An 11,697-nucleotide genomic window follows, 5' to 3' on the forward strand; every position below is an offset into this window, starting at 1 on the left:
CAGATATTTACGAAAAAATAATAGATAAGAATATCCATATAGTGACTGGTATTGGAGGTAAAGGAATGACAGGAAGCGCAGGGTTTGCTAAAGAAAATATTATTAAAATTTTTAATTTATAATAATGCAGAAAATAGAAATGGTTGTTTTTGATATGGCAGGAACAGTAGTTAATGAAAATAACGTAGTATATAAAACGCTACTAAAGTCAATAAATAATCATGGCTATTTAGTCGATTTAGATTTTGTGCTAGAACACGGAGCAGGTAAAGAGAAAGAACAAGCTATAAAAGATATTATACTAGCGCATGAAGGGGTTGGTAATGAAGAATTGGCAACTTATATTTTTAACGAGTTTAAAGATTACTTGGCTAAAGCTTATGAAGAATTGTACGTGGAAAGTTATAAGGGCGTCGATAAATTACTTAAAAAAATTAGAATAGCAGAAATAAAAATTGCCTTAAATACGGGTTACAATAAAGAAACAGCTCAATTTTTATTGAATAAAATGAACTGGAAAAAAGGAGTAGAGTATGATCTTTTAATTACGGCAGATGATGTAAAGAGAGGACGACCAAATCCCGATATGATTTTTGAGGCGATGAACGTATTACATATTAATGATGCCTCTCGAGTATTAAAAGCAGGAGACTCTATCATAGATATTCAAGAAGGGAAAAATGCGCACTGCGGAATTACAGTAGGGGTTACTACCGGAGCCCATACAAAGGAACAATTAAAATCAGCGGAACCTACTTATGTTATGAACTCTTTGGTAGAGTTAGAAGAGGTATTGTTTTAGAAATATCTAAATGAAAATATAGACGACTAACATTTTAGAAGTTTCAGTCCTTTTGTTGCTTAGTACGTGAGGAATTTTACCATCAAAAAAAATAGAGTCGCCCTCTTTTAAAAGCACTTCATCTTCTCTTATGCGTAGTAGCACTTTTTAGATAGAATATACTTAAATTCATAAGCATCTGTTGTAACTTTTTCCCTTTTCAAATTTGGTTTAACTTCTAATAAAACCGTTTCAAAACCCATAGAAGATATTTGTTTGCCGAAAATGTATTTGTATTCAAAACCTACGGCAGTATCTTCTTTTTTAATTAAAGAGTAATCCTCTTTTCTAGAAATAATAAAATTAGCTCCGTTTGTTTGCAGCATACCGGCAAAGAAAGAGGTAATCTCTATTTAATTTCGCAGGGTTTTTCATCATAAAAAAGGAAGTGGGGAAGGAAATTTCTTGCGGAGTATTTGTAAACAGATTTTGGTAACAATTTGGTAATATTCCTAATGTAAACATTGCAATAGCTTAATATTTTGAGGTGTTTATTTTAACTTGTTGGTTGCATATTTGCGGCATAATAATTAACCAAAGTTTACAAATACTAAAAAAAATGAAAAAGAGATTATTTGTAATGGTAGCCGCATTTTTTGCTTTTGCCATTGGCCATTCCCAGTCTAAATTTACGGGAACGGTATTAGATGAAAATCAAGCTCCTTTGCCAGGAGCCTCTGTTGTTATTAAAGGAAGTTCCAATGGCACAGCTACTGATTTTGATGGGAATTTTGAGATTGAATTATCGGATGAAAACAGAATTCTTATGCTATCATATATAGGGTATGCAACAAAGGAATTTGATACTTCGGGTAAAACAAGTGCAAGCATTAGTTTATTACTAGATTCGGAAAGTTTGGATGAAGTAGTTGTAACTGCTTTAGGAATAGAGCGGAATCAAAAGAAAATTGGATATACTACTCAAAAAATGTCTGCAGAGACTATTAATGAAGTAGCTGTACCTAATGTAGGAAGCCTTTTTACTGGGCAGGTTGCTGGTTTAACAGTAAGTAACCCTACCGGATTATTTCAAAAAGCAGAAATGTCTTTAAGAGGTGGTTCTCCTATTGTTGTTGTAGATGGGATTATTGTAGGAACAGATTTTTATAGTATATCTCCTAATGATATTGCAGATGTAAATGTTTTAAAAGGACAAACAGCTTCTGCGTTATACGGTAACAGAGCTAGTACAGGTGCAATTATAATTACTACTAAAAGAGCTAAAGGAGAAGGTTTAAAAATAGAGGTTAATCATAATACTATGATATCTGCTGGTTTTACAGTTTTTCCTGAGTTTCAAAAAGAATATGGTAACGGCTCTAACGGAAAGTATGAATTTTGGGACGGTAAAGATGGCGGTATCTCTGATGGAGATATGATTTGGGGGCCTAAATTTGAGCCTGGTGTTATGGTACCACAATGGAATAGTCCTATTAGAGATAAAGTTACAGGAGAAACTACTCCTTGGTGGGGAGATGTTGCTGGTACAAGGTATGATGATAAATCTAAATATGAAAGAGTAGCTACACCTTGGCAATACCATGATAATTTAGATAACTTTATGGGTACTGCTGTAATAAATTCTACAGATTTTGCTGTTAGTCATAATGGCGAAAAAGGATCTGTTAGACTTTCTGTAAATTATAAAAATCATAAAGGTAGAGTGCCTAATTCTAGCCTAAAAACAGGAGGTTTAACATTTAATGCTACTACATATCTTACAGATAAATTAACTTTAGATTCTAAGTTAGCATACAATAAAGTATATTCTCCAAACTACCCTCGTCATGGGTATGGTCCACGTAACCACATGTATACTTTATTAGTGTGGATGGGTGATGATGTAAATGGCGAAGACCTAAAAAATCACCAATATATTCCTGGTCAAGAAGGGTATCGTCAGGCAAACTTTAATTATGCTTGGTATAACAATGCATATTTTGCAGCTAATGAGTTAAACCAGAAATACGATCGTGATCAAGTAAATGCATTAATGCGTTTAAAATACAAATTCACAGAAAATTTTAATATCCAAGTAAGAGGGTCTGGTAGAATTGACAATAGATTCGAAGATCGTCAAAGCCCAAAAACATACCTTAACTATGGCGACCCAAGAGAAGGGGATTATAAAACATGGAATAAAAAGAATTTAGTAGTTGACTATGATTTCTTAGCCAATTATAAAAAAGATTTTAGCGACGATTTTAAATTGGATTTAAATGTTGGAGCAGCTTCTTTTTATAGCAAATACCAAGAAGAATATAATGCAACGGATGGTTTAGTTGTTCCTTGGGTATATAGTTTAAATAATACGGCAGGTAATATTAAAGGTAATACGAACTATAGAGAAGAAGCGACTAATGGTGTGTATGGGTCATTAAGTATCGATTTATTCGATGCCTTTTATATAAATTTAACAGGAAGAAACGATTGGTCTTCTACATTAACAAAAGAAAATCGTTCTTTCTTTTACCCATCAGCTTCTATGAGTACTATGGTATCTAATTTAATCGATATGCCAGAAGCTATAGATTTCTTTAAAATTAAAACTTCGTGGGCTAAAGTTTCTGGGGCATTATCTCCATATAAAACAAGCGCGTATTATGAGAATAATGAAAATTTTAATGGAAAAGTTAAATTACAATATCCTAATACTTTAGTAAATCCAAATATTAATCCGCAATCTAGAGCAACTTTTGAAGTAGGTTTCAACACTGCATTATTAAATAATAAAATAGGATTAGACTTTACGTATTATAATGAGTTAATGACTAATAATATAATTGATCTACCCATATCTGTTGCTTCGGCTTTTACAGGTAGAAAAGTAAATGGAAACGAATTTACGCGCAAGGGATATGAAGTTATCCTGACGGCTAAACCCATTCAAAATCAAAAATTTAGTTGGGATATTCTGGCAAATTGGAGCACTAATACACAACGGATTACTAAAATATATGGTAACCAACCAAATTATGGCTCTTTGCAATTGAATGATCGAACAGATAGTTATTTCACTAAAACTTGGGAGACTTCTTCAGACGGTGAACTAGTAATTAATACAAATGGATTGCCTATTAGAGTAAATACTAAAAGTAAAGTAGGGAACAAATCCCCAGATTGGAGACTTGGTTTGCAAAACAACTTTACAATTGGAAAGTTCCAAGTAAATATTGGTGTAGATGGCGCATGGGGCGGTTTGCTTAGATCTAAAACTGTTGAAAAAATGTGGTGGGGTGGTAAACATCCAAACTCTACAAAATATAGAGATGCAGAATATGCTGCTGGGGCACCAGTATTTGTACCTAAAGGGGTAAATGTTGTTAGTGGAGAAGTAAAAAGAGATGCTTTTGGTAAAGTAACGTCAGATACTAGAACGTACCAACCAAATAGTACAGCTGTTAACTGGCAAAGTTGGGCTCAAACATATTCTTATCGAGCAGCAGTATTACAAAGTGATGATGCATTTTTTGCAAACATTTTTGATCGTAGCTTTTTTAAATTACGGACTCTTTCTGTAAAGTACGATCTAACAGATGATGTTAATATTAAAGGATTAAAAAGTTTAACCACTACTCTATCTGGGTATAATCTATTGGTTTGGAAAAAAGCAGATATTGTTGATCCTGACTTTGGTAATGATGATAATTTACAAGATCCTTCTACAAGATACATTGGTATTGGTGTTAACGCAAAATTTTAATAAAATATAATAATCAATAAAATGAAAAATATAAAATTCATAATCGGAATACTGGTTTTGACTTCATTTTGGTCTTGTGCAGACTTAGATGAGATTAATATAAACCCTAATAACGTCAGGGAAACTCACCCACAATTATTGCTGACTAATATTGCAGTAGAAACTTTTGAAGTTCATGGAACTTCTCCAATGTACGCATCTCGGATGTTAGTATCATCAGACGGAGAAAGTAGTAGTCAGTATTATAACTGGGATCGCGCTAGCTTCGATAGCTATAAAATTTTAGGAGAAGTAACTAAAATGATGGAAGAAGCAGAACGTATAGAAGCACCAGAATATGTTGCTATAGGTAAATTCTTTAGAGCTTATTATTTTAATGAATTAGCTAGTAATTTTGGAGATGTACCATATCTAGAAGCTTTAAAGGGAGAAACAGAAGCTGTTTTTAATCCAGAATATACTTCTCAAAAAGAAGTGTTTGTTGGTGTTTTAAAAGAACTAGCAGAGGCTAATGAAATTTTAAAAACAAATGTAAATTTTGTTAGTGGAGATATTATTTTTGGAGGAGATACTTCTAAATGGAGAAAATTAATAAATTCTTACCGTTTAAAAATATTAATATCATTATCTAAACAATCTGCGGATAGTGATATTAATTTAGCTGCTACTTTTGCTAGTATTGTTGCAAATGAGCCCATAATTACTACTGCAAATGAAACTGCTTCTCTTAAGTTTTTCGATGCAGAAGGAGCACGTTATTCTGAGTTTAACTCATCTGGGTATGGTTCTGGGATGTATATGGCTAGTACTTTTGTAGAATTGCTAAAAGAAAGAGAGGATCCAAGATTGTTCATCTTTTGTTCGCAAACTAAAAATGCTAAAGAAGCAGGTTTAGCTATTAATGATTTTACAGGTTATGCAGGTGCAGATGCTCTGAGACCTTATGGTGAAATAAATACACTAGCGGCAGATGGTAAGTTATCTAAAGTAAATCTTAGATATTCTACAGACCCAACAACAGAGCCACATGCTTTATTAGGGAACTGGGAAATGGAGTTTATTTTAGCAGAAGCTGCTGTTAGAGGGTGGATTACTACTGATGCAGAAGTACACTATAAAAATGGGATTAAAGCGTCTTTTGAATTCTATGAAATGTACGCAAAAAATTTAGGGAGTTATGTTACTCCAGTTGCTGCAGATACTTATTTAGCAGGTACTATGGTAGATTTTTCTTCTGCTACGACTAATGATGAGAAATTGGAACTGGTAGTAACGCAAAAATATTTCACATCGTTTTTACAAGACGGATGGAGAATGTATTTTGATTATCTAAGAACAGGTTTTCCTACTTTTCCTTATACTGCAGATGCAACACCTCCAACAAGGTGGATGTACCCTTCTTCTGAACTTACAGAAAATGCAGAAAATGTAAATGCAGCGATAGAAAAACAGTTCGGTACTGATAATGATGATATTAGACAAGTAACATGGTGGCTAAAATAACCACTTTTAATTAATCTATCAACAAGGCAATAAGACCAAAAGAGTATATTCTTTTGGTCTTGCTTTGGTTTTTAAAAGGATTAAAAAGTAATAAGAGAAAACGAACCCAATATTTTTTTATAAACGAGATATAAGAGGTGGTGATTTACTTTGGTACGTAGAATTAGTAAAAAACAAAAGGTTATTATAGAAGGCGATAAAGAGGTGTGTGCTTGCCTTAAAAGAGAGCTTCACTTTAATATTTTTTCAGGAAATGTAGTACAATTATTAAATTAAAGTATGATGATAAAGAAACATAAAATAGTATTTATTTTACTTTGGATTTCCGCTATGGGGCTAGCCCAAAGTTCTAAAGAGCGTTTTTTAGTACAGCCTTTTTTACAAGATGCAGAACCTAATTCTATAAAGATAAAATGGGAAACTTCTATGGAGGGCGGGAGTATTGTGGAATGGGGATTAACACCAAAATTAGGAAAGAAAACTAAAGGAATATCTTATGATATCAATTTTAGTGACTCTAGAATTCATGAGGTTAAGCTAATTACTTTAAAACGCTTTACAGAATATTACTATAGAGTAAGAACAGGAAAATTAGTGTCAGATATATTTCAATTTAAGACCCCTCCATTTTCTTCAGATAAAGTGTCGTTTAATATTGTGGCTATGAGTGATATGCAAATAGATAATAGTCATCCAGAGAAATTTTCGGAAGTAGTTAATGATGGTATATTACCGTATATAAAAGAAAATTATAAAGGAAGTCTAACAGATAATTTAGCTATGATTTTGGTTCCTGGAGATTTAGTGTCAACGGGTTCAAATTACGGGCAATGGAAAAACCATTTTTTTAACCCATCAGAAAAGTTATTATCCAATGTTCCTCTATACCCAGTTCTTGGGAATCACGAAAGAAACTCGGAGTTTTACTTTAAATATTTTAGTTTGCCAGAAAATGGTACTCCAGCATATGCAGAGCATTGGTGGTATAAAGATTATGGCAATACAAGAATTATAGGATTGAATTCAAATGAGGGTTATAGAGACTTAGGAGAACAATACGAATGGTTGGAAAAAGTATTGAAAGAAACGGCTAGTAATGACGATATCGATTTTGTTTTTGCGCAATTACATCACCCTCATAAATCGGAACTTTGGATTCCAGGAGAGGAAGAATCATCGGGTAAGGTAGTTAAAATGTTAGAAGCATTTTCAACCAAAACAGGTAAGCCAAGTCTTCATTTTTTTGGGCATACGCACGGTTATTCCAGAGGGCAATCTAAAGATCACAAACATTTGTGGGTTAATGTGGCTTCTGCTGGAGGAGCAATAGACAATTGGGGCGAGTTTGAGGGACGCGATTATGATGAGTTTACTGTTACACAAGATGAATACGGTTTTGTTATGGTAGAGGTAGATGGAGATAAAGAGAATCCAAAATTTACTTTAAAAAGAATTAGTAGAGGTAATGAGAATAAAACTAGAGATAACGAGCTTAGAGATAGTATTACGGTTTATAAAAAAGAGAGTAGACCTATGGCTCCTATAGCAGAATCTCCTAACAATGAAACAGTATCAGTCTTAGGAACAACATTAAAAGCAAGTTCGTTCAAAAGTGATTTTAAGAATACATTCCATGCCGCTTCCCATTGGCAAGTTTCTTTGAACGAAAATTTTGAGAAACCTTTTTATGATAGCTGGCAACAGTACCAGAATTGGTATTATATGGAAGACAGACAAAAGGATGATGACTTAACAGATGAGAAAACAAATCGGTTAAAACCAAATAAAAAATATTATTGGAGAGTACGCTATAGAGATCAGAATTTAAATTGGGGCAACTGGTCTAAAACCCTCTCGTTTAAAACTAAAAACTAAATTACTATGAAAAGACAAGTTATTTTTATTACAGTTTTTTTCCTTTTTTTAAAGGTAAATTTTGCACAAAATATAGAAAAGAAAAATCCTAAAATAGTATTAATTACGGTCGATGGGTTACGTTGGCAAGAATTATTCACAGGAGCCGATTCTCTTTTGGTTTCTAATAAAGAGTATGTAAAAGATACGATGGGATTAAAAGGACATTTTTGGAAAGAATCTGCTTTAAAAAGAAGGCAGGCTCTGATGCCTTTTATATGGAAAGAAGTTGTTAAAATAGGACAAATACACGGAAATAGAAAATTGGGTAGTAAGGTAGATTTAACTAATAAAATGTGGTTTTCTTATCCGGGTTATAATGAAATTTTATCAGGTATTGCAGATGATAAGCGTATTAAGAGTAATGCTAAAATGAACAACCCTAATAAAACGGTTTTAGAACTAGTAAATGTTACTTCTAATTATACAGGTAAAGTAGCTGCCTTCGGAAGTTGGGATGTTTTTCCTTACATTATTAATGAAGAACGGTCTGGGGTTTTAGTAAATGCGGGTTTTGAATTAGCTAAAGGTGAAAATTTAACACAACGAGAACAATTTTTAAATGAGTTACAGCCTACTATCCCTAGCCCATGGGGTTCTGTTCGTTTAGATGCTTTTACCCATCATTATGCCATGGAGCATATGAAAAAGAGACATCCAGAATTAATACATATTGCTTATGGTGAAACAGATGACTTTGCTCATGATGGAGACTATGAAGCGTATTTAAAGTCTACAAATACTACAGATAATTTTATAAAACAACTATGGGAATACACACAGGAAGATCCATTTTATAAAAATAATACAGTATTCTTAATTGCAACGGATCATGGGAGAGGAACAGATCCATTAGATACATGGAGAAGCCATGGTAGTGAAATTAAAGGAGCAGGAGGAGTCTGGTTTATTGCTTTTGGTAATAGAATAAACCCTTTAGGAGAAGTTTCTATTAAAGAACAATTATTTAGCAATCAAATTGCGCCAACTATATTAGAGTTATTAGATGTAGAGGGAAGTCCCCAAGAAAAGTATAATAAGCCTTTATCATTATTTAATAATTAGATAATTACAATTTTGTATAAGTTTTAGGGGTTCTAATGTTTTTGTAGTGCCTATTATTAATGGAGTTGAATAAGTTTGAGTTAGTTTATTTGTTAAGCCGATGTGTAAAAGCATCGGTTTTTTAGTATTATAAATTTAAATGAATAGGGTAGAGGTATATTAAATACATTTTATTTCTTCGTAATTTTAGAATCTACTAATACGCAATATTCTATGAGACTCTTTTTACTTTTAAATAGTTTTATGTGTTTTTTATTTGTCAATGGACAGGAACCTCGAATAACACAAAAATATCAAGGGCAAAGTGCTATAGCTATAGTACCGACAAATTCTAAACCAACGCAAAGACAATGGAAGGGAGATTATACGTTTAATAATAAAGACGTAACATTCTCTAATAACTTTGATGGAGGAAGATTAAATGGGATTATACAAGAAAATGACAGCACATTTATTGCTCTGATTACTTCAGAAAATACACCTGTAAACATAAGCCCTTGGTATGCATTTAAAGTAACATCAAAAAAGCCTAAGGCGGTGTATGTTATGCTTACTTACCAAGAAGGGGTTAAGCATAGATATTACCCAAAATATAGCGAAGATGGAAAAGCTTGGAAGGCTTTAGATAGCCTAAATTACAAGGAATTTGAAAAAGGAAATGCGGACTTTGGAATGGGCTCATTACCATTGAAAATAAGGATAAAGTTAAACGTTGGCCCCCGCCCTTTATGGGTGGCAGGACAAGAGTTACAAACTTCTAAAATAGTCGCTAAGTGGGCTTCTGATTTAGCAGATAAAAAAGGAATAACGTATCAGAGCATTGGTGAAAGTAAAGAAGGAAGAAATATGGGGCTCCTTACTTTGGGAAAGGAAAAATCTAAAAATATGATGATGATTATTTCTAGACAGCACCCACCTGAGGTTACTGGTTTTTTGGCAATGAAGGCTTTTGTAGAAACATTAGCATCAGACACTAAATTGGCTATAAAATTTAGAAAAAAGTTTGCTGTTTATGTTGTGCCATTAATGAATCCCGATGGAGTCGATAATGGACATTGGAGACATAATATGGGAGGTGTAGATTTAAATAGAGATTGGGCAAATTTTAACCAACCAGAAACACAAGCTGTAAAAAAATTCATGGAAAAGAAAGTAAAACAAACTGGAGGTAAGTTTTATTTTGGGATAGATTTTCATTCTACTTGGGATGATATTTATTACACTATTGATCCAAATATAAAAGGAAATATGCCTGGTTTAGTTTCTTCATGGTTAGAAGCTGTGAAAGAGGAGATTCCGGGTTATGAGCCTAATATTAAACCTAGTGATAAAATATTGCCAACCGCGGTTTCTAAAAATTATTTTTTTGCAACATATAATGCAGAATCCTTAGTTTTTGAAATAGGGGACAATACACCAAGACATTTCATTAAGGAAAAAGGCAAAATAAGTGCTATTAAACTTATGGAATTAATGCTGCGAAAATTAAAAGAGACTAGATAATATGTTACGATAGTTTATTAAGACTTAGTCTTTTTTTAACTAGAGTTTTTTTTCTTATTTAGTGAGCAACTAGTAAATGTAAATTACGATTATATGTTTCCTTTGGGATTAGGATAGTTATCTGTTTGGTCCTCTACGGTCTCATCCATACAAACAAAATCTTTTTCTACCATAATAGAAAGAGTATTGTCTTGGTCTATTTTTAAAGTGTTTTGAAAACCAATTTTTGTATTTGTAGGCCAGTCTAAGCAATCTTTTTTAGGAATGTAAACGGTAATGGTATTTCCTTTAAAAGAAGCTTCCATAGCTTCTATAGTATCTTTGGCAGAAATTTTGTAAACCAAAGTATTATTAGGGAAATTTGTTTCTTCTGTATAGAAACCAGTTTTACTTAAGCTATCTACTTCGGTTTTGGTAAGTCTAAGGCGTATCGAATTTCTTCTTATTCTAATTTTCATTGTTAGGTTTTTTGCTTACTAATCCTTTCGTAAATTCATTTAAAGTTTCTACTTTTTCTTCAAAATCACCTTTTATAGTTTTTCTGAATTCGTTGAGGTTTTTTACCAAATCATCTATGTTTTCTGGTATAGCATCTTCAAAAAATTGTCGCAATCTTTTGGCCGTAGTAGGCGATTTTCCATTGGTAGAAATGGCTACTTTTACATTTCCTTTAGTAACGATGCTTCCCATGTAAAAATCGCAAAACGGCGGGTTATCAGCAACATTCACCAATATGTTTCTTTTTTTACAATCGTGATAAACTTGCTCATTTATACCAACATTATCCGTTGTTGCAATAACTATATGTTTATCTTGTAAATACTTTTCATGGTAGGCACCTTGGATTATTGTTACATTATGTTTTTTAGCTAAGTCTAAGGTCTTATCTAAAAAATTAATAGACACCATTTTTACCTGCGCGTTGGGACTAGATTTCAATAGGAATGTTAGTTTTTCTAAACCTACATTACCACCACCCACAACCAAGACTTGAAGTTGCGATACTTTTAAAAAGATAGGATATAACTCATTGCGTTCCATAATTTATTCTTTATCGGTATTATAGTTTATAGTAGCTCTAGCCCCTTCTTCTGGAATAGAATTAATAAAGAGGTGCCTATAGACATATTTGATTCTTTTTTTCTAAAAAAATAGTAGTATGTCCATC

General features: G+C 32.8%; 10 protein-coding genes and 1 pseudogene. 7 read left to right on the plus strand and 4 right to left on the minus strand.

Annotation, left to right across the window (positions count from 1 at the left end):
- Positions 1-122, plus strand: a pseudogene (locus QZZ51_RS13970) (TIGR03364 family FAD-dependent oxidoreductase); the annotation flags it as partial.
- Positions 123-124: 2 nt separating this feature from the next.
- On the plus strand, positions 125-802 hold the full coding sequence (locus QZZ51_RS13975; protein ID WP_291870723.1) for an HAD-IA family hydrolase: 678 nt from the start codon (positions 125-127) through the stop codon (positions 800-802).
- A gap of 6 nt (positions 803-808) precedes the next feature.
- Here QZZ51_RS13975 and QZZ51_RS16670 read toward each other — a convergent pair whose 3' ends face one another.
- On the minus strand, positions 809-946 hold the full coding sequence (locus tag QZZ51_RS16670; RefSeq protein ID WP_366511982.1) for a cupin domain-containing protein: 138 nt from the start codon (positions 944-946) through the stop codon (positions 809-811).
- Positions 931-1,167 (minus strand): hypothetical protein, encoded by a 237-nt coding sequence (locus tag QZZ51_RS13980; protein WP_291870725.1) that lies wholly within the window; start codon positions 1,165-1,167, stop codon positions 931-933. Before QZZ51_RS13980 ends, QZZ51_RS16670 begins: the two co-directional genes overlap by 16 nt.
- Before the next feature lie 233 nt (positions 1,168-1,400).
- On the opposite strand from QZZ51_RS13980, the gene QZZ51_RS13985 reads away from it, so the two are divergent.
- The 5 genes from QZZ51_RS13985 (at position 1,401) to QZZ51_RS14005 (ending at position 10,529) form a co-directional block, all read left to right on the plus strand.
- The gene (locus tag QZZ51_RS13985; RefSeq protein WP_291870727.1) at positions 1,401-4,544 is read left to right on the plus strand and encodes a SusC/RagA family TonB-linked outer membrane protein; all 3,144 of its coding nucleotides are present in this window, start codon (positions 1,401-1,403) and stop codon (positions 4,542-4,544) included.
- Positions 4,545-4,565: 21 nt separating this feature from the next.
- Positions 4,566-6,047: a SusD/RagB family nutrient-binding outer membrane lipoprotein gene (locus QZZ51_RS13990; protein ID WP_291870729.1), complete on the plus strand. Its 1,482-nt coding sequence runs from the start codon at positions 4,566-4,568 to the stop codon at positions 6,045-6,047.
- A gap of 279 nt (positions 6,048-6,326) precedes the next feature.
- On the plus strand, positions 6,327-7,922 hold the full coding sequence (locus tag QZZ51_RS13995) for a metallophosphoesterase family protein (protein WP_291870731.1): 1,596 nt from the start codon (positions 6,327-6,329) through the stop codon (positions 7,920-7,922).
- Positions 7,923-7,928: 6 nt separating this feature from the next.
- Positions 7,929-9,026: an alkaline phosphatase family protein gene (locus tag QZZ51_RS14000; RefSeq protein WP_291870734.1), complete on the plus strand. Its 1,098-nt coding sequence runs from the start codon at positions 7,929-7,931 to the stop codon at positions 9,024-9,026.
- Positions 9,027-9,269: 243 nt separating this feature from the next.
- Positions 9,270-10,529, plus strand: coding sequence for a M14 family zinc carboxypeptidase (locus QZZ51_RS14005; RefSeq protein ID WP_291870736.1), 1,260 nt, complete (start codon positions 9,270-9,272; stop codon positions 10,527-10,529).
- Positions 10,530-10,618: 89 nt separating this feature from the next.
- Here QZZ51_RS14005 and QZZ51_RS14010 read toward each other — a convergent pair whose 3' ends face one another.
- Positions 10,619-10,987, minus strand: coding sequence for a hypothetical protein (locus QZZ51_RS14010; protein WP_291870738.1), 369 nt, complete (start codon positions 10,985-10,987; stop codon positions 10,619-10,621).
- Positions 10,977-11,570 (minus strand): bifunctional precorrin-2 dehydrogenase/sirohydrochlorin ferrochelatase, encoded by a 594-nt coding sequence (locus tag QZZ51_RS14015; RefSeq protein WP_291870740.1) that lies wholly within the window; start codon positions 11,568-11,570, stop codon positions 10,977-10,979. Before QZZ51_RS14015 ends, QZZ51_RS14010 begins: the two co-directional genes overlap by 11 nt.
- Positions 11,571-11,697: the final 127 nt, after the last annotated feature.

It is taken from the genome of Maribacter sp., assembly GCF_016744255.1.
Lineage (GTDB): Bacteria > Bacteroidota > Bacteroidia > Flavobacteriales > Flavobacteriaceae > Maribacter_B.

Bases quoted from the DNA above. Each gene is read 5' to 3' on its own strand.
- QZZ51_RS13975 (WP_291870723.1), top strand. From the start codon at position 125: ATGCAGAAAATAGAAATGGTTGTTTTTGATATGGCAGGAACAGTAGTT.
- QZZ51_RS13980 (WP_291870725.1), bottom strand. From the start codon at position 1,167: ATGCTGCAAACAAACGGAGCTAATTTTATTATTTCTAGAAAAGAGGAT.
- QZZ51_RS13985 (WP_291870727.1), top strand. From the start codon at position 1,401: ATGAAAAAGAGATTATTTGTAATGGTAGCCGCATTTTTTGCTTTTGCC.
- QZZ51_RS13990 (WP_291870729.1), top strand. From the start codon at position 4,566: ATGAAAAATATAAAATTCATAATCGGAATACTGGTTTTGACTTCATTT.
- QZZ51_RS13995 (WP_291870731.1), top strand. From the start codon at position 6,327: ATGATGATAAAGAAACATAAAATAGTATTTATTTTACTTTGGATTTCC.
- QZZ51_RS14000 (WP_291870734.1), top strand. From the start codon at position 7,929: ATGAAAAGACAAGTTATTTTTATTACAGTTTTTTTCCTTTTTTTAAAG.
- QZZ51_RS14005 (WP_291870736.1), top strand. From the start codon at position 9,270: ATGTGTTTTTTATTTGTCAATGGACAGGAACCTCGAATAACACAAAAA.
- QZZ51_RS14010 (WP_291870738.1), bottom strand. From the start codon at position 10,987: ATGAAAATTAGAATAAGAAGAAATTCGATACGCCTTAGACTTACCAAA.
- QZZ51_RS14015 (WP_291870740.1), bottom strand. From the start codon at position 11,570: ATGGAACGCAATGAGTTATATCCTATCTTTTTAAAAGTATCGCAACTT.